Source organism: Pelorhabdus rhamnosifermentans (assembly GCF_018835585.1).
In the GTDB taxonomy this organism is placed as follows: Bacteria; Bacillota; Negativicutes; order UMGS1260; family UMGS1260; genus Pelorhabdus; species Pelorhabdus rhamnosifermentans.
In genome coordinates, this window is the sequence record NZ_JAHGVE010000021.1 from 65,858 (window position 1) to 83,555 (window position 17,698).

The following is a 17,698-nucleotide window of genomic DNA, read 5'->3' on the forward strand; positions in this document are numbered from 1 at the left end:
TTGCCTTTTCCGTCTGTGCTAATTCTCACTGCTTCACCTCAAGTAATGCTTCAAGCTCTTGGCATTGCTCATTCGTTTCCTCTACCAGTTCTAGAGTCTGCTTATCAATCCTAATTATCTTCTGGTACAAAGCCTTATAAAAAGCATCATCCAGCTTCCGACCTACCTGTTCACATTTCGTACCGTCAGGATAGGTATAGACACACATTGCTGTCCAATACTTTCCTGATTTCGTCACGCTACGCTTAAACTGCATCCGTCTACCACATTTCGAACAATATAATAATCCTGACAACGGTAATATACCTGCTCGACACTTCCGAGGGATAATCGCATTTTGTGCGATTCTAGCCATTATTTTTTCATGCTCTTCTTCCGTTTTTAATTGCTCATGCTCACCCCTGACCTTGATCCAGTCTTCCTTATCTACCAATTGAGCAACACCACGATGTTTACATGTTTTACCATAAATTACATAACCCAAATGTATCTCACTGATCAATAATCGATATACAGTAACGTGTGACCAACCATATTTATTACGTTTCCCGCTATAAGGAGGGGCAATGCACTTACGATTAAGCCATACTGATATTTCCTGAGAACTCATACCTAAGAGATATTTATCGACAATGGCTCGATATACTTTTGCTTTCTCAGCATCTACCTCTACCTGTTTAGTAGGTGAATTATATACATAGGGGTAAGGTGGTCTACCATTTGTCCACATGCCTTTCTTAGCGCCTGCAACCTTCCCCTGCCTCATACGCTTTTTAATCATTTTGTATTCCATCTTGGCAAATACCGCTTAAAAATCAAATAACATTTCATCTTGCTCTTGGGATAAATCATATATTTTTTGTGGCGTAATAACATAGGTTTCTGCACAAAGAAAGGCTTTACATATTTCAGCCCAATCAGCGTGTTCCCCACGTCCTAGCCTATCAATATCCATAACAAGTACGCCATCAAACATGCCATTGTCAACTTGGATTAATAGCTGTTGCATCTTTTTACGTTTGGCTATGCTCTCACCAGAACCAATTTCTTCGTAAAGTTTATACGTCCAGTTCCGCGCTTCAGCAATAGCTACCAAAGTATCACGATGTTTGGAGAGAACATCATCATATTCTCCCTCGTCACGCGACTTACGTAAATAAATTGCCACATGTTTAATATTATCCTGTTCATTCATGAGATTGTACCTCGCTTTCTTGTTCTTGACTGTTGTAATGCTGCTGAATAGCATTAAAAACAGCTTGATTAAATGCTTGTAGTGCTTTAAATGATGGCTGGTTTAGCTCGGTAACGATAATTTGATTTTGCATAATTATTAGACCCCTTTTGGTTTTTGTGTATCTAACCAAAAGGGGCCTAATTTTTTAGCATTTATTTTATGGAAACATGGAAACTTCTTTAAATATCGCTATTGGCAATAAAATTACGTTCTGCCTTTTTCAGATAGCGAATTGATTTGCTATAGGTATATAAATAACTGGTCTTAAGCAATGCTAATTTTTCTATCGAATTTTCCGCGATAGCTTTCTTCAGTGCAGGAATCATTTGACTGTTACTGATCCCATAGCGACCAGGTTCAATTATATCTTCGATTTTTAATTCGCCAGTATGAGATTCAGCAATTACCTTATCGTCTGTACTATCAACAAGGTTACTAAATTCACCTTGCTCTGGAATTTCTTCTACCGTAGTACCTACTTCTTCTTGCTCTTTGAGTTCATCTTGGTCAAAATCATCCATCATAGTTTTACCGACCTCCATCACAAATGTTTGTTTTAATTGATGTTTCATGTTTAAAATTGGCTGGCTATCTGCTGGCCTACATTTTAAACATAAGCCAGAACCATCATCATCCCTAGAGGAATAAAAGCTTTGGCATATTCCACATCTTGGCGTTACTGGTTTTACATTCTTGTTCATATACTCACCTTCTAACATTATGTAAACTTATTCCTGTATTAATCGTATCCTCTTGCTCACACTGCGTAAACGGCTCTAGCGCATTGACGTACAAAAAAATTCAACCTCTGTCAATTAATTGCCAAAGGTTGAATTTATGCCCATAATAATGTCTTATGTTAAAAGCCATCTACAAATTAGTAGATGGCTTTTGAAATACCAAACCAGTACAACAGACCTATTGAGTACGCAATTTAGGGGAATTCAACCAGAATCCCGAAATGTATTCTTTATCTCCTTGCTCTGTGAAAACAACTTTAACAATTACATCCTCAGGTTCTTGCGTAAATTTAGCTTTATACCTGACAATCACTCTTTCATTTTTTACTTCATAACCTAGATATTCTTTAGTATTAGTTATATAAAGCCCAACTTTTTCCTTTATCGGAGTGACCTTCTCTTTATATTTCTCTTCAGACAACGCAATTTTCATCTCGTCATTAAAGTCCCTAGAAAAGTTTGGATAATTATCTTCATTCATTGCCATTAATATGTTTTCCATCATTGGATCAGCAAATGGTCTCACATCTGTCGAACTTGGCTGTTTTGCGCTACAGACAGAAAAAATCATTAGACACATCAAAAACGCAACCAAGCAGGTAGTTAAGCGCCACCTCATTTTATCATCTCCCTGAAACAAATTTATTTAACAACAAGAAATTATATTCAATACCGAATCGTATATTCCTTTTTTTAACATTAAGTTCAATATCCGAAACCATTACGTTAATAGGAAATCCCAGTATTTCCGCAGTTTTGCGGTATCCTTGTCTATTTTGCAAGCTTTATTGAAAGTATCCTCTTGCTCACACTGCGTAAACGGCTCTAGCGTATTTTATGCAAAAAATTAGCCTAGTCAAAATTCTGACTAGGTTAACTACATATCAAATTACTTAGTATTCATCTGGCAATGCATCATTCAAAGATTCTTTTGGTATTATTAAAGTCCCCATACATCACAATTCAAGTGTGTTACCTTAATGTACCTAGCACCAATGTCATGCAAAAAGTGGAAGTCATTATAATTACTGGCTTCGTCGGCACTTTACTGTTCCATTACATGCCATTAAAAAATACAGTTTTTAGGCTCTGATTCCATACGTCATATGGCTTTGCGCCTTTTCCAAGTCATTTCCATTACATACCATGCTGATATGAACGTGAGAATAGACATTAGTCAATAATTTGACCAATGTCTATTCTCATACTCCACTAATGTTAATAGTACATAAATACTTATCGTCTTCATATTCGATTTGTGCACCACATTTATCCCATATTTTTATAGAACTATATTTTCTTTTCTAATTGTTGAAGATACATATTGATTTCTCTTTTTTTCGCTTGGTCAAGAATAAGCTGAAAAGCCTTACTTGCATACCCCTTATTCCAATATGCGCTACCCAACCAATAACCAATTCGTGCTGTATGGTTGATTGTATTCTGATGGCTTAGAGATATAGTCCCTATTGCTTTTTCCCCTAAGACAATAGCGAACATATCTGCTGGTTTTTGGCAATCCATTTTTGACTGGCTTCTGAAAATTCTTGTTCAGATATTTTAGCGGAGTTATTTGAACCTAAATACTCAGCCAATCGTTTATCATTACTCAAAAAAAAATAAGCTGAATAGTATATTTATCAACGTTTTTAAGGACTATGCTTTTATCACATTTTTTGAAAACGCTACCGCTGACATTCTTCATAACCCCAGCTCCATCACTATTAACAACTTGGCTCCCAGACAATCAATGAACACATTGTATGTCATTGATATCAAAATCTTCTGATTTAAAATTGCTATAAAATCGTCCTTTATGTGCTGTGAATCTTAAAACGCAATAATCAGGATCTGTTAGACCTAAGGGATAATACATTGTATCTCCCTCACGCCAAATCATGTTTTTAGAATCACTATCTTCAAGTACTTCCATCGTCCCCTTTAACATTACCCCTCTGAAAAATCGTTTATCACAGAAATATATACTTGCTTTTGGGTTTTCTTTATACTGACTTACTCTCATAGACGAAGTATTTGTAGTAAAGTAAATATACTTAATTCCTTCTCTTTTTCTTGGCGGCAACATAGCCTTCATATTTGGAAATCCTTCGCTATCTATAGATCCAATAAACGAAACGCCCACTTTATCAATTAAGTTACCTATCGTTTTTTCTACATCCTTCATCTTAATCCCCTTAATCTTACGTTTTCTTTCAAATACTCTTGATATCTTCTTTATTTGTGACCAAACATAATTCGTTTCAAAATAAACTCGTGCTGTTAATGAATCATTTTTTATTAGCTTCTGTTGCAAAAATCAAAATCCTGCATCACTTATTACAAGTAATGCAGGATTTTATGCTATTTTGCTCAAAATAGCGCAAACAAGAGTGTTACTTTAAAGATAAGGAGACTTCTCATCAATCAATTTATTTGGCTTTTTATCCACCGAATCACCCATAAAATTAGTTCAATTACATAAATAGTATGTACAAAAAAAGCATCAGCATGATGCTAATACTTGAACTATCTAACTATATTCTATTCAAATTTTCAACTGTTCTCTCATTTACTACATTACCAGTATTTAAAGTTGTTTTAGGTTCGATAAGCATCACCTGTACTTCTTGATCTGCAACAGGAAGATGCTCAACGCCTTTTGGAATAACAATAAATTCACCTTCTTTCAACAAAACATCTTTATCCTTGAACTTTATTAATAATGTTCCTTTTACAATAAAGAACAGCTCATCCTCGTCGTCATGATGATGCCAAACAAATTCTCCTTTTAATTTGGCCAATTTTATATATGAACCGTTTAATTCGCCAACAATTTTAGGACTCCAGTATTCTGCAAAAAGATTAAATTTCTGCTATGAAATTGACTTATCGCTTAAGTTAGGTGTAACGCTTTTATTGCTTTTGAATTATTTAACCCCTACTGAATTCAGAAACTTGACAGTATAAAAATTATCCGACAACATGTTTTACTCGTGTAGACTAAGTCCCTTGACCAATCTATCGACATGATTTTTCTTACCTATCATCCCAATCCCTACAATGTTTAAATCATCCGTCTTATATTCTGCAACCTTGGCACGATTGTCCTCATCATTGTAAGTTTTAAAGATTTCTTCTGTATAAATACTCATATCAACCTCTTTATTGAGAGCTTTCTTCAATATTTTTTTTATCTGTTCACCGTCCGCCGAGTAAATCATGATCGGCTGCTGCGACATGGGGAGATAGTTTATACCATCAGCATCTCTATACGGCTCACCAATGATGTCTTGAGTACCGCTAATTCCACTCATCAAAAAGGCTGCAATATTAAGCTTTTGCCAAGTTAAAAGATCGTTTCTAAGTATAATCACAATTTTCTTCTCAAATGCCATATTTAGAACCTCTTTTCAGATTAATTTCAAATATTCGTATGCAGTGGTTCCATAGATTTTTTTAAAATTTCTGTTCAAATGAGTTATATCAACAAAGCCACAATCAGTTACCGCTGAATAGATATCTCTGTTCTTTTCTATTAATCGCTTCGCAAGTGACACTTTACAATTCAAAAAATACTGATAGGGAGAAAGACCCGTATTAGCTTTAAAAGATCTTATAAATTTGAATTTTGATATATTAAGTTCTTTACAAATGTCATCCAGCTTCAGTACATTTTCTAAACTGTAATAAATCATTTCCTTAGCTATTTGGGTATGCGCATCCTCTTTTTTATATGCCGTATTTAAACCAACTTCTGTAAAATTATTTGCAAACGATACAAACAATTCACTGCATAGCGATTCATCCGAAGCACTTAGTATTGCATTAGATAGGCTTAATATACTTTGCTCTAGTCTGTAGTCGTAAACAACGGGAGAAGAGAACCGGACGAATTCTTTTCTTCCAAGTAATTCCATAAAAAAGTCAGGTTCAACATACAGCATTACATACTTAAGCCCTGTTTTATCTTGTGCCATGCCATCGTGCGTTTGTTCGGAATTGAAAAGCATAACTCCATGTGGATAAGACAATTCCAAACTCCCATCTAAATGATACTGCTGAACACCGGACAGAGTTACGCCAAACGCATATTCTTCATGACAATGCTTTTTGTAGGCAAAATCGGTAAAGCTCGCTGACAATGCGGTAATCCCGTCCCATTTTTTATATATAAACTGTTCCATAGCAATCACCCCTTAAATATGTCGAACACCCCTGAAATCATGATTGCGGAGTAAACTAAGAAAACACTCATAACCAGATTAACAGGTTTTTGATATTCTTGCAAAAACTCTTTAAAAATTGTTCCGAACAGCACCCAAGTCATCATTGCTAAAGACGCGATAATTGTAACGACCGCGACAGCTATCGATAGCCCGACCGTCGAGGTATCGTACGGCATGACAAAGCTCGGGATAACCGTCATCGTAAATAGTATAACCTTAGGATTTACGAGTTGCATCATAAAACCGCCCTTGAAGGTAACGGCTTGGTCTGCGTCCAAATTCGCTTCCCCTGCATTGTATATTTGATAAGCGAGGTATAGCATATACACACAACCGATTGCCTGCATAGCAAGCAGAATTTTCGGAATAGCCATCATAAACATGCTGCTTAGCATAACGGAACCGGTAAGTAGTATAACAAAAGCTATAGTTGCACCGTATACATATTCCAGCGTCTTCTTTGTTCCAAAATTACAGACTCCTGACAAGATGACAATGTTGGTAGGCCCGGGGGTAAACGTGACTATGATGCAATATACCAATAAAGATGTCATATGCAAAGCCGTGAACTCCATCTTGCATAACCTCCTTAAAAGTTTTTTCAATTATAACATCTTGAAAGGGAATACATATAGTACGATATTGCAGAGTAGGGGTTCGCCTAATTGACTTGTAAAAATTTCATCTACTGCATTACAAAATGCAAATAACGGTTAAATCGTAAAAATACGGAAGTAATCTAGCGGCATATCTTTTTGCTGTGAATTAGCTACATTGCACATACCTTCTGAGGAAAGCAACAAAAAAAGATGAACTTGCTGAAGCTAATTTTCAGTTACAGCAAGAAGAAAAAAAGGAAAAGAAAAAAGAGCATTAAACAAGAAATCCAGACCCACCTTTATAATTTGAGGTGGGTCTGGATTTTTTACTTTTCTTTGTTACATATAACATTCTCTCTAGCTAATCCGTAAGCGCCCAAAAAAGGCTATTGCTCTTTATCCATTTCTTTTTGATTCGTATATGGATTTACATAATCCGGGCACAGACGAGTTTCACTCCAGGCCATCATGGCATTCAAAACGGGAATAAAACTTTCCCCCAGTTCACTCAAAGTATACTCGACCTTCGGTGGGATTTCTTTGTAAATTTCCCGATGTAAAAGCCCATCTGCCTCCAACTCACGGAGCTGTTTGGTAAGTGTAGACTGTGTTATACCATCCAAACGACGCATCAGCTCGCCGAAGCGCTGAACCTTATAAAAAGTTATATACCATAAGATTAATATTTTCCATTTACCGTTCAATACAGACTGCAGCATACTCATTGGCACACAGCGAGCCATCATGTTCTTATCGCTAAACTTATTCTCTGCCATAGTTTATCCCCCCGTTTTCTGGACAGTATACCTCAGGTATTTTAAAAAATCAAGGTACTAATTTTTATTATACCCAGTATTAAAAATAATACTACAACCATAAAAAGACAGTACTTGAACAAAAAAGGCCTTTGCTGTAGCATGTAAATCAGAAAGAGGAGGCACTATCATAAGACTCGTTACATCGAGAAAACCACCATAAAGGAGCGATATTGATGCATTATACTGGAACTATTTGGAGACCTCCCTATGAGGCATCCTCTCTACTAATTGAAGTCACTGCTGGCTGCACTCACCACAAGTGCAAATTCTGTACTCTCTACGATGATCTTCCTTTCAAATTTAAAATGTCCCCACTGGAAGATATCGAAACAGATCTGGCAGAAGTACGGTCTGAGCTTAGTGCCTGGCATAGCCAGCCAGTCAACCGTGTTTACTTAACTGGAGCCAATCCTTTCGTTTTGAAATTCGAACGGCTAAAAGAAATCGCAGATATGATTCACAAATATCTACCCGAGTGCCAGACAATAGGCTGTTTTGCCCGTGTTACTGATATTGCTCGCAAAACAGACGATGAATTAAAGGCTTTATACGAGCTTGGTTATGATGGCATTACCATTGGCGTGGAAACTGGTGATGGAGAAATTCTTGAATTCATGAATAAGGGCTATCCACCGGAAGAAATCGTAACCCAGAGTCACCGTCTGGATACCGTAAGCATCAAGTATAATTATTTTTATCTTACCGGTATCTCTGGTGCTGGACGAGGAAAAATCGGTGCATTAGCAACCGCCAAAGTATTTAATCAGACTCATCCACAAATTATCGGTTCCTCCATGCTTACCATCTATCCGAACTCTGAACTATTCGCTGAACTTCAGGCTGGCAATTGGTTCGAAGAAACAGAGCTCGAAAAACTGGAGGAATTGAAAACGCTCATTGGAAATTTGGATATTCCTGTATATTTCGCCACGCTAGGTGCGTCAAACGCTCTTTTTGTTGAAGGCCAGCTTCCAAAGGACAAAGCTGCGATGGTTACCCATCTTGAATATCTGTGCAACACACAAGACGAATCGGATTTGCGCCACTATCGCACACACCTAAAACAGCTTTAATTCACACCACCCTCCTTAATAGTAGCCAAGATAGACGCATTTCGCAGAAGAAACGCACGTATTTCCCTAATTCATTCCAGAATAGCTATTCATCAACTGTAAGTATGACATCGATTATGCGTAACCCATTATGCAAAAAAAATTATAGGAGTTGACTATTTACCATGAAAATTAAAACATCAACAATTAGCGGTATCATTGCCAATGAAACAAACCGAATGACACCCATACCTACCCAACAACTATTTGAAGATTTATATGTTATACAGGACAGCTTTGCTAATATATTCTTAATTAAAGATAATAAAAAATTTATTGCAATAGATGCTGGTATCAATCCTGATCAAATTAAACAGGAACTAACTAAACTTGGTATTTCTGCCGATGATGTAAAAACTGTCCTTTTAACACATTCAGACATCGACCATGTGAACGGGCTGAGTGCATTCAATAAGGCTGAAATCTATCTGCCGAAAGCTGAAGTTGCCATGCTTAATAAATTCAGAATAACAATGACTGAAACTGACTTTAACGCTGCTACTCAGGCATATTCCGATTTGAATCAGGACGAAAGTATGTTTGGCGATGACGACTATTGGCCACAAGATGATATGCAGATAACAAATCATTCGCCTCACCAATTAATCTCTTTCATGAAAAATAAGATAAATCAAAGCTTCAAGACAATAGATGATGGAGAAAAATTGCACTTCGATCAAACCAGTATTGAAGCCGTATTAATTGCGGGTCATACAAAAGGATTAACAAGTTACATTGTTAACCAAAAATACATTTTTGTTAGTGATGGCCTGAGCCTGCAGAATGGTTACGTTGCCCCATTTAATAAATTTCTTACTCTAGATCAAGAACAGCATCGAAAAAGCATCAGCAAAATTAAAAATTTGAAAGGCTTTGACTATATCTTCACCCAACATTACGGTTATACCGGCAATATTGCCAAAGCCTTTGAGAATTGGCTTGATTAACCGTAGCTTTTATATTCGTCAAAAATTAAAATTTGAAAGGGCCCTGAAAATGCGAAAAAGACATATTGCAACCTATCTACTTGCTTTAATTAATTTTATTTGTGCTGTATTCCACTCGGTTTTTCAATTCGAGTTATTATCTAACAAGGGGATCTACCGAGATTTTTTATTAACTGAAAACTTGGTCATCGCATTTGTCTTTGCTTACTTTTCGGCGATTATCTTCTTTGGTAAAGCAGAGGATAAACAAAGAATGGTAAAAATGAATATCTTCTTCTGGCTTACCTTTCTAGTATTCGTAGGTTTCACCCAACCAACTATTACTTCTTTAAATATCGTAAAATCTTTCCTGCTCTTTCCTCAAAATTATTACCTATTATCTCTTGGCAGCATTTCATTGATATTAAGCCTATTGGGTTTTCAGCAATTAAAGTTTTACCTTAATAATAACCAATAGCTGATGATGGGTAATTACCTAAAAAATCAAGGAAAACCTATTGTGCCCAAAGCCTCAATAAATAGACTTTACCACGTTTAATAGATACAGAATCAGGCTCAATTAGAGGACTCGGTTTATTGACAAAAAAAAGCGGTATCAGGCTTGTGATATTTAATTAAATGCCTTATTGATATAGGTAAATAAGGCATTTTCCCTAACAACACAAGCTGAATTATACGCGAAGTATGCTAATGCACCAAACTAAAATACGCCATAGCCTAGAAATATATATTTTTCTTTTTTCATTTATTATAGAATCATATATTTGAGGGAATTGCATAATTCCCTCAAAAAACATAGACGTAACCGCCTGTTGATGCATCTAAGGCAAAAATATTATCAGTAATTTTCATGTGTGCCCCCTCCATAAAACATACTCTTTTCGCTTTATTTCTTTTCAGTTATGAGATCAACCCCCTTTGGCTAAGATTGTCATAGACCGCCTTCATACTCCCTGCCCTATTTTTCAAAATCACTTTATAAAAGTTCGGCTTCACAAATAAGTAATTAATCAGTCTCCCAAATAGATTTTGAAAAAGATACTTCTTATGGTTTTTTATGTCTTGCGTAATTTTCCGCCCTAAATTACGCGCCAGCAGCAATTGATCAGCATTATCCATAACTCTACCGGCACCAATGCTGACTCCTAGACTACCCGACAGGTAACCCCTTTTGAATATACTGTCCCTAGCCATACAAGCAAGTCTCGTTGCAACTTGCTTGGCCCCCATTGCCCCAGCAGTAGATATTCCAGCCATATACTTTCCGCCTAGCGAGGATGTGAAGCGCTCATACATTCCCAGTCGGTCGATAAAATTCTTCATAATTGCATTTGGCGCTGCTGCAAAAGTAGGGGAACTCAAAATGATTCCATCGGCTTCATAAACTAATTGTCTTATTGTGGTAAAGTCATCAGAAAAAGGACATTCTCTTGCAAGACATTTTAAACATCCTGTGCAAAATTCAATTTTTTGTTTGGGGAGAAAAATCTCAGTTACCTGTGCACCTTCTTCTGCTGCACCCTTTAGTGCTTCTCTGGCAAGTGTTGCACTATTGCCATGATAATTTGAACTGCTAATCACTGCGACGATTTTCATACTTTCATTCACTCCTTTGCTTTTCTTGTGATAGCATAGCTTCCAACTCCGTAATACACTCTTTCGCCCATTGGATGAGCATCTGGTTGGTCATTAGTGCTCTTTTGACAATAAAGTGCCAGAAAATTTCATCCTGTTGGATCGATAATTCAGTTTCATTTTTCTTGGCATTTTTGATCATTTCAGTTAGCGTTTTTTTACCTTCTACCATCATTTGTTTGAAATTTTGTCGTTCTTCAATAAAGCGTTTAAACTGTTTTATTAGTTCTACCGCGCCTACCTTAGAGCCAAAGAATAATCGCAATGTGAATTCATCTCTTTTGGGCGCTGAGAAAAATTCTGGGAAGTCTGTCAACCATTCATCGAATGCCCTTTTCCCATCGTTAGTGATATGATAAATTTTTTTATTTGGTTTGTCGTCTTGTTGTTGAATATCCGATAATACATAGCCTTTTTTTTCTAGGATACCCAACTCGCGATAGATTTGGCTCAGACTGGCCGTCCATGAATAATTTACAGACTTATTAAAGATTTTTCCAAGATTGTACCCAGTCATCGGAGAATAAGTGAGAATGCCCAGTACTGCATATGGCAATGACATAATTAAACCCCTCCATATATAACATGTGTAATAATACATATAATAATATTATACATGTTATATATTGTCAAGTGAGCTTAGAGGTTTTTATTCTTATGAAATCAATTGTTTTATGACTTGCGACAAAGAGGCTGTTGCACTAAGCAGAAATTAACCTGCTTAGTGCAACAGCCTCCTCTTTTTTTGTCATTATATTTTTCAGGGATTGAAATTATCTAGTTAAAAAGACAGCTATTAGTTAACATAAAATTTGTTGATTAATAGCTTAAATTTTTAAATGACCTCAGTTGCAAATCTCACTCCCATATCAAATGCTTTTTTACAATCATCGGGGAATACTTCTTCTCGTCTCTTGGCCTTGGCCTCAACATCGAACGCGGTTGCAACAACCTTTGAGTAATCTTTAAACTGGTACGTATCAAAACTAAGGAGCGACTCAGTAGCCCCAAATGCCATGCGCATTGCAAATTCATTAAACTCAATGTGTTTATCCATACCATATGTTTTCAACATTTCTTCTGTTGCATTCATTGCGTAAATAAACCCAGTATTAATTTTCTTCGGAAAAAACGATCTATGAGAATCACTGTATTCTACATACTGAAACAGTAAACGGTCCATAAATGCTGCCATCTCACCAGTTACCCTTCCCCAATAAATCGGAGAACCTAATATAACGGCATCGGCTTCCTCTACTTTTTTAAAGATTGCTGCCAGATCATCCGGTATTGGGCACCTACCATAGCTTTTACTACCTTTGATTTTACAAGCAAAACAGCTAATACATCCTTTATAGTTAAGATCATAAAGATGGATCAATTCGGTCTCGGCTCCCTGTGATACTGCACCATCCAGTGCTTTATTTAGCAGTGTTGCAGTGTTACAAGTTTTTCTAGGACTTCCGTTAAATGCTATTACCTTCATAACTATACCTCCATATTTTGTTATTATTGACATCTTATACACTAAAGATCACTTATGTCAATAAATCGACATAGGTGATCCTATTACTATATTATCGATTGTCATTTAATTATGAAAATCCAGCCATAAATGATAATCACCCAGCCAATCTAGAAGCACTTAACTTGCTACCATTTATATTTTCCCTATACTTATTGGTCTTAATTGCTAGGTAACACCGCTGTCATCTAAAAAAGCCATTGAAAAAAATCCATATAGATACTGGCTTCGTCGGCCTTAATTCTCATACATGAGTTCCAGTACATGCCAAGATTATTAACAAATTCCCACTCTAGTTTTCATTCATCGAGTTGGCACTTGGTAACAGCTACGCTGGTATTCCCCTATTCATTGGTATGCTTTTTTCTGCCCTTGATGAGTTGTAACAATCTTGTATAGTGCTTTATTGCCCGTAATGAATAAAACGTTACTTTCAGCCCCGATTCCAAACTCACAGTTGGTAACAGTCTCGGGAGTTTGAATATACCCAATCTCTTCCCCCTTAGGAGAAAGCACCAAAATTCCTGGATGGGATGGATCATAGTTGGCGACAAAGATATTTCCGTCTGAATCCACTCTCATGCCGTCAGGCCGAGAGCCTAGAGACTGGTAAATTATTTCTCGGAATTTTGCAGTTCCGTCCTCAAGCAAATCATAGGCAAGAATGCCATCGAATCCGCGACGGGGGGCTAATCCTGCGGTTGACGATCTGTAGTCAAATAGGCCGTTATCGTTAGAATCTATATACAAAGTCTTTTTGTCTGGTGAAAGTGCAATCCCATTCGGCTTTCCTGCATTCGCTATAATAAGACTGATTCTTCCATCTCTATCGATCCGATACACTCCTTGGACAGCTTGATCCATAGCTTCTTTACCAAAATACCTTGGATCGGTAAAATAAATTTTACCGGTGTTATCTGTCGCAACATCATTTGGCGAATTTAAAAGCCGACCATCAAATTCGGCTGCAAGAATAACGGCCTTACCTGTTTTCAAATCAGTTGCGGTTATACGACGACCGCCGTAGTCCGCCGCTTCTGCCGCAATTAAGCGTCCCGCAACATCAAAGGCCAGTCCGTCTGCTTGACCGCTAGGAGACCGAAAAACCGTAACCTTCTCTGTTGTTGGATCATACTTCATGATGTGCCCCCCCAAATGGTACACCTTTAGCTAATGAAGTGGGCGTAAGATCACAAAAATATACTTCGCCATCTGGAGCCACTGCTGGTCCTTCTAAATGAGTTCCTTGATTATAAATTACTTCAAGCTTTTCTCCGGAAGAAATTACACTATTATTTATCTCCGCGGACGCAGACAAAGTGAACATATTTAGTACTAATATGCTCGACATAAGTATTAAGGCTGAGCGTAAAGATTTAGCCATTTTATCTTCCTCCCTGTATATTCTTTATATAAACCCACCCAATTTTTCGTTAACCATCCCGCCCACCTCGTATGTAACCTTTCGGTAGATGGTAGTCACAAAGCTAAGCTTACATGCATTTTAAAACTTAATGAGGCATTGTTTTGCTAGACAGTAAACATCGTGTGCCATACCCACTCTGGGTGATAGCAGCAAGACAGAAAATTTGAATGCACAAACGAAAGTTCTGCATAATTTTATCTGCTTTCCATAATCTGTTAAATTTCCCTTTGCAAATCGCATGCCCATGTTATATGCTTTTTCACAATCCTGCGGGAATACTTCCTTACGTGTTGCAGCTTTCTTTTCCGGGTCGAAGGCGCTGGCAACATATTTAGAATAATCATCAAACTGGTACGTATCAGTAACACAAAGCGATTCCACTTTGCCGAAAGCTCTCACCAACATCATTTCAGCCAATTCGAAAGACTGGGCATATCCCCTTTCCTCCATCTGGCTTTTAGTAGCATTCATGGTATAAATAAAACCAGTCGGTATCTTCCTCTTGAAAAGAGAAGAATAGTTTCCATCATATACTACGTACGGAAATACAAGCCGCTCCATAAATGATCTCATTTCTCCAGTAGCAGTTCCCATATAGATAGGTGACCCCAAAATAATGGCATCAACTGACTCAACTTTCTTAAGGATCGGAGACAAATCATCGTTCATTGCACATTTTCCGTAACTTTTGCCACCTTTTCTTTTACAGGCGAAACAACTGGTACAACCTCTAAAATTGAGATCATAAAGATGTATCAATTCCGTTTTAGCCCCCTGTGAATGCTGCCCCTTCCAGTGCCTTTGTCAATAAAGTTGCTGTATTCCAGCTTTTCCTGGGGCTCCCATTGATCGCTATGATGGCTTTCTTTTTCATATCAATACTCCTCTTTTCTCTTAATTATTTTGCAATTCTTACCTAAAAGAGAACTTCCTTAAAATGGTTCCTCTTCTTTGGTGCGTTAAATGATGAATAGGACTCAGCAATTTTCTCTTTCAGCACCTTATCCTTGATGAATAAAATACCAAGGTTGATTTTAGCTCTCTAATTGGTAATTAATAATTAGTGGAAGTTAACAAAAGATTATCATTGTATAAATTTTATTGCAAGTACGCATATTTTTATTATATACTACTAAAAATAGTACTATTAGATATTGAAAGGATGATCATTTATGGCAAAATCACTCTATCAGGAAGGGAGTTGCTCTGTGCTAGCTGTACAAAATATCATTGCTGGCAAATGGAAACTTCCTATATTGTGGCAGTTGAGTCAAGGAACCAAAAGATTTAATCAACTGCAAAAACTATTGTCTGAAATTTCGCAGGGAATACTCACTCAGCAATTGCGAGAACTAGAACAAGATGGACTGGTCCATCGAGAAATTTACAGGGAAGTTCCGCCTAAAGTCGAATATTCATTAACAACGCTTGGTGAAAGTTTCATGCCAGTACTAGCTATCATACGCAACTGGGGTAATGATTACTTGAATATTCGATCGAAATCCCATACTATGTAATATTGTCTTCCAGCATGACCAAAGCCCTCATCGGTGATTTGGATTTGACTCTGTCTCGAGATTCTCCCCGAGCATTTGCTGATATATGGAAAAATCATTGTGTCCCGACTTTTTCTGTGATTACACACTCATGCCAAAAAAGCTATGAAGGGTTACTATTACCTTCATAGCTTTTCTTCTCATTTTTTCACCTTAATCAATAACACTAAGAATGCTCCAAGGATGGGGCCGAGCGCCAAAGCTACGAAACCGTAGAAGTAGCTATTTGTGGCATCCAATACAGCCCCAAAAACAAGGGGCGAAATTAAGGATCCCAACTGCCAAATCGCATTGGATAATCCTGAAGCCGTACCAATCATGCTCTGAGGTACTAAATCGCCCACTATAATATATAACAATGGGCTATATATGAAAGCAGTAATTCCTACCAGCGGCATCAGAACATAGAGCATTTCTACGCTTCTATTCATGCCAAAGAACAGATATTTGATTTTCCCCTGAAAATAATCGGCCAAAATACCTGCCATAGGTTTGCATATCAATGCGGCAAGACCATACACAGACATGATGCTTCCCGCCTGCACCAAGGATATTTTTAGGCCCTTAACCAGATAGGAATTAGCCCAAGTCGCAACACCCCAGGTTCCCCACATTGCACAAAACCCGGCAATACCAAAAATCATTAAATTCCTGTTTTTTATTAACACCTTTAGTATCTGTAGTTGAGATAGCTCTGGTACGGTACGGATGCAGCCATAACGGCCCCTGATCCTATACCGGCCAAAAGTCTAAATACCAGTCCCTGTTCATAAGAAGTAGTTAACCCCATAAGTCCTGTAAATAATCCCATAAGTAAAAATGAACTCAGTAAAACTTTTCGATAGCCGAACCGGTCAGTCAATAATCCACCAGGAATTTGCGTCAAAATGTACCCAGTATAAAAGGCGGTCATATAACTACCAGCCTGCTTCGCAGATAGCCCCAATTTCTTGGATGCTAGAGGCATAATCGGTGGCCAGGCTAGCCGATCTACGAAGGACAAGGTAAAAGCAAACCACACAATAAGGAATACGCCGATTTGAATAGAGTTTACTTCAAAGCCTCTAATTTTCATGATTCACCTCTTTTTCATTATTTCTTTAAGCTTGGTTCTCAAATGATGGCACCCTGTCAACACAATTCTTGTTGAATTGCAAGATAGCAAACATTCTCATTGCCAGCATAAAGCGCACCTGCAACCCCTGCTGCATGACCTGTCGCAAAGCCAACTCCCATGACTCTAATTGACACAAAAGCAATTGTATCGCTGGATATGATTCTGCCTGCAGCCCATAGGTTTCTGATATTTTTTATACTTTTAAAGCCCGTAATGGTATATCATAAAAAGACTTGTCTTTTACAGGATAATAAACGGTTGGAATACCAGGCAGCGGATGAGATTCACCGGGCCACCCGGCGCGAGCGATAACATCTGCTTGCCGCCGTCCTTCCACTAAGTCTTGAGCACTAAGTGTGTAATCTGATCCGAATTTAGGGAGTTACGACATTTGTTTGAATGCTTGTATAAATAACGGATTTAAGCCAAAAATTGTATTTGAAAGTTCTCAAATAAATACTATACTTGGGTTGGTAAGCGAAAATATGGGAGTTGCCATGTTAACCTCTAAAGTGGTTGGGTCTTTCCCAGATGTTGCGTTGGTCCGGCTAAACGAGACCATCAATAGAAACACGGCCCTTGTCTTACTTCATAAAACGCAAGCGTTAAGTTCAGCAAAAGCTTTCATAAAACATACTCTGGAATGGAAGAAAGCTCATAAACCTGGTAAGCTGTAGCACAATACTGTCAATAACTTTTGAAAATGTCACCTAAAAAGGGTTCTAATTATCGGATGAAAATGTCACTTTAGAATTTAAGC

Annotated in this window: 25 protein-coding genes and 2 pseudogenes; 5 read left to right on the forward strand and 22 right to left on the reverse strand. The window is 37.5% G+C overall.

The features are described from left to right. Window positions 1-25 precede the first annotated feature (25 nt). From Ga0466249_RS19720 to Ga0466249_RS19775, 12 genes are all read right to left on the reverse strand, one after another. Window positions 26-781, reverse strand: a complete 756-nt coding sequence (locus Ga0466249_RS19720; protein ID WP_215831197.1) for a recombinase family protein — start codon at window positions 779-781, stop codon at window positions 26-28. Between the two features lie 27 nt (window positions 782-808). Continuing rightward, window positions 809-1,195: a recombinase family protein gene (locus Ga0466249_RS19725; RefSeq protein WP_215831198.1), complete on the reverse strand. Its 387-nt coding sequence runs from the start codon at window positions 1,193-1,195 to the stop codon at window positions 809-811. After that, the gene (locus Ga0466249_RS19730; protein ID WP_215831199.1) at window positions 1,188-1,328 is read right to left on the reverse strand and encodes a hypothetical protein; all 141 of its coding nucleotides are present in this window, start codon (window positions 1,326-1,328) and stop codon (window positions 1,188-1,190) included. The genes Ga0466249_RS19725 and Ga0466249_RS19730 overlap by 8 nt, the downstream gene beginning before the upstream one ends. An 88-nt stretch (window positions 1,329-1,416) precedes the next feature. Next, complete coding sequence (locus tag Ga0466249_RS26730) at window positions 1,417-1,938, reverse strand: hypothetical protein (RefSeq protein WP_246588903.1); 522 nt, start codon at window positions 1,936-1,938, stop codon at window positions 1,417-1,419. 217 nt (window positions 1,939-2,155) lie between these two features. Further along, window positions 2,156-2,596: a DUF3887 domain-containing protein gene (locus Ga0466249_RS19740; RefSeq protein ID WP_215831200.1), complete on the reverse strand. Its 441-nt coding sequence runs from the start codon at window positions 2,594-2,596 to the stop codon at window positions 2,156-2,158. 671 nt (window positions 2,597-3,267) lie between these two features. Beyond that, window positions 3,268-3,501 (reverse strand): GNAT family N-acetyltransferase, encoded by a 234-nt coding sequence (locus Ga0466249_RS19745; protein WP_215831201.1) that lies wholly within the window; start codon window positions 3,499-3,501, stop codon window positions 3,268-3,270. A gap of 223 nt (window positions 3,502-3,724) precedes the next feature. Continuing rightward, complete coding sequence (locus Ga0466249_RS19750) at window positions 3,725-4,291, reverse strand: pyridoxamine 5'-phosphate oxidase family protein (protein ID WP_246588904.1); 567 nt, start codon at window positions 4,289-4,291, stop codon at window positions 3,725-3,727. A 220-nt stretch (window positions 4,292-4,511) separates the two neighbouring features. After that, entirely contained in the window at window positions 4,512-4,778 is a 267-nt protein-coding gene (locus Ga0466249_RS19755; RefSeq protein ID WP_246588905.1) for a cupin domain-containing protein, read from the reverse strand. 186 nt (window positions 4,779-4,964) lie between these two features. Then, entirely contained in the window at window positions 4,965-5,372 is a 408-nt protein-coding gene (locus tag Ga0466249_RS19760; RefSeq protein WP_215831202.1) for a DUF2000 domain-containing protein, read from the reverse strand. Window positions 5,373-5,387: 15 nt separating this feature from the next. After that, a complete protein-coding gene (locus Ga0466249_RS19765) occupies window positions 5,388-6,161 on the reverse strand; it encodes an AraC family transcriptional regulator (protein ID WP_215831203.1) in 774 nt (257 codons plus the stop codon). Between the two features lie 5 nt (window positions 6,162-6,166). Further along, a complete protein-coding gene (locus tag Ga0466249_RS19770; protein ID WP_246588906.1) occupies window positions 6,167-6,778 on the reverse strand; it encodes a LysE family translocator in 612 nt (203 codons plus the stop codon). Between the two features lie 410 nt (window positions 6,779-7,188). Beyond that, a complete protein-coding gene (locus Ga0466249_RS19775; RefSeq protein WP_246588907.1) occupies window positions 7,189-7,578 on the reverse strand; it encodes a winged helix-turn-helix transcriptional regulator in 390 nt (129 codons plus the stop codon). 215 nt (window positions 7,579-7,793) lie between these two features. On the opposite strand from Ga0466249_RS19775, the gene Ga0466249_RS19780 reads away from it, so the two are divergent. The 3 genes from Ga0466249_RS19780 to Ga0466249_RS19790 all read left to right on the forward strand — a co-directional run bounded on the left by Ga0466249_RS19780 (window position 7,794) and on the right by Ga0466249_RS19790 (window position 10,136). After that, complete coding sequence (locus Ga0466249_RS19780; RefSeq protein ID WP_215831204.1) at window positions 7,794-8,693, forward strand: radical SAM protein; 900 nt, start codon at window positions 7,794-7,796, stop codon at window positions 8,691-8,693. Window positions 8,694-8,857: 164 nt separating this feature from the next. Continuing rightward, complete coding sequence (locus Ga0466249_RS19785) at window positions 8,858-9,679, forward strand: MBL fold metallo-hydrolase (RefSeq protein WP_215831205.1); 822 nt, start codon at window positions 8,858-8,860, stop codon at window positions 9,677-9,679. A gap of 49 nt (window positions 9,680-9,728) precedes the next feature. Beyond that, on the forward strand, window positions 9,729-10,136 hold the full coding sequence (locus Ga0466249_RS19790) for a hypothetical protein (protein ID WP_215831206.1): 408 nt from the start codon (window positions 9,729-9,731) through the stop codon (window positions 10,134-10,136). A gap of 443 nt (window positions 10,137-10,579) precedes the next feature. On the opposite strand, the gene Ga0466249_RS19795 is transcribed toward Ga0466249_RS19790, so the two are convergent. The 6 genes and pseudogenes from Ga0466249_RS19795 to Ga0466249_RS19820 all read right to left on the reverse strand — a co-directional run. Next, window positions 10,580-11,275, reverse strand: a complete 696-nt coding sequence (locus tag Ga0466249_RS19795; RefSeq protein ID WP_215831207.1) for a flavodoxin family protein — start codon at window positions 11,273-11,275, stop codon at window positions 10,580-10,582. Between the two features lie 4 nt (window positions 11,276-11,279). Beyond that, window positions 11,280-11,876 (reverse strand): PadR family transcriptional regulator, encoded by a 597-nt coding sequence (locus Ga0466249_RS19800; RefSeq protein ID WP_215831208.1) that lies wholly within the window; start codon window positions 11,874-11,876, stop codon window positions 11,280-11,282. Between the two features lie 273 nt (window positions 11,877-12,149). Further along, window positions 12,150-12,800 (reverse strand): flavodoxin family protein, encoded by a 651-nt coding sequence (locus Ga0466249_RS19805; protein ID WP_215831209.1) that lies wholly within the window; start codon window positions 12,798-12,800, stop codon window positions 12,150-12,152. A 387-nt stretch (window positions 12,801-13,187) separates the two neighbouring features. Then, the gene (locus tag Ga0466249_RS19810) at window positions 13,188-13,979 is read right to left on the reverse strand and encodes an SMP-30/gluconolactonase/LRE family protein (protein ID WP_215831210.1); all 792 of its coding nucleotides are present in this window, start codon (window positions 13,977-13,979) and stop codon (window positions 13,188-13,190) included. Next, the gene (locus tag Ga0466249_RS19815; protein ID WP_215831211.1) at window positions 13,969-14,223 is read right to left on the reverse strand and encodes a hypothetical protein; all 255 of its coding nucleotides are present in this window, start codon (window positions 14,221-14,223) and stop codon (window positions 13,969-13,971) included. The genes Ga0466249_RS19810 and Ga0466249_RS19815 overlap by 11 nt, the downstream gene beginning before the upstream one ends. A 264-nt stretch (window positions 14,224-14,487) precedes the next feature. Further along, window positions 14,488-15,139, reverse strand: a pseudogene (locus Ga0466249_RS19820) (flavodoxin family protein); the annotation flags it as partial. A gap of 298 nt (window positions 15,140-15,437) precedes the next feature. Here Ga0466249_RS19820 and Ga0466249_RS19825 point away from each other — a divergent pair. Continuing rightward, window positions 15,438-15,782 (forward strand): winged helix-turn-helix transcriptional regulator, encoded by a 345-nt coding sequence (locus Ga0466249_RS19825; RefSeq protein WP_215831212.1) that lies wholly within the window; start codon window positions 15,438-15,440, stop codon window positions 15,780-15,782. Window positions 15,783-15,961: 179 nt separating this feature from the next. On the opposite strand, the gene Ga0466249_RS19830 is transcribed toward Ga0466249_RS19825, so the two are convergent. The 4 genes and pseudogenes from Ga0466249_RS19830 to Ga0466249_RS27290 all read right to left on the reverse strand — a co-directional run. Then, a complete protein-coding gene (locus Ga0466249_RS19830) occupies window positions 15,962-16,465 on the reverse strand; it encodes an MFS transporter (protein ID WP_215831213.1) in 504 nt (167 codons plus the stop codon). 26 nt (window positions 16,466-16,491) lie between these two features. Beyond that, a complete protein-coding gene (locus tag Ga0466249_RS19835; protein ID WP_215831214.1) occupies window positions 16,492-16,896 on the reverse strand; it encodes an MFS transporter in 405 nt (134 codons plus the stop codon). 56 nt (window positions 16,897-16,952) lie between these two features. After that, a complete protein-coding gene (locus Ga0466249_RS27850; protein ID WP_215831229.1) occupies window positions 16,953-17,153 on the reverse strand; it encodes an FAD-dependent oxidoreductase in 201 nt (66 codons plus the stop codon). Further along, window positions 17,132-17,296, reverse strand: a pseudogene (locus Ga0466249_RS27290) (FAD-dependent oxidoreductase); the annotation flags it as partial. The gene Ga0466249_RS27850 and the pseudogene Ga0466249_RS27290, both read right to left, overlap by 22 nt. A gap of 31 nt (window positions 17,297-17,327) precedes the next feature. On the opposite strand from Ga0466249_RS27290, the gene Ga0466249_RS27855 reads away from it, so the two are divergent. Further along, window positions 17,328-17,615, forward strand: a complete 288-nt coding sequence (locus Ga0466249_RS27855) for a LysR family transcriptional regulator substrate-binding protein (RefSeq protein ID WP_376769314.1) — start codon at window positions 17,328-17,330, stop codon at window positions 17,613-17,615. Window positions 17,616-17,698: the final 83 nt, after the last annotated feature.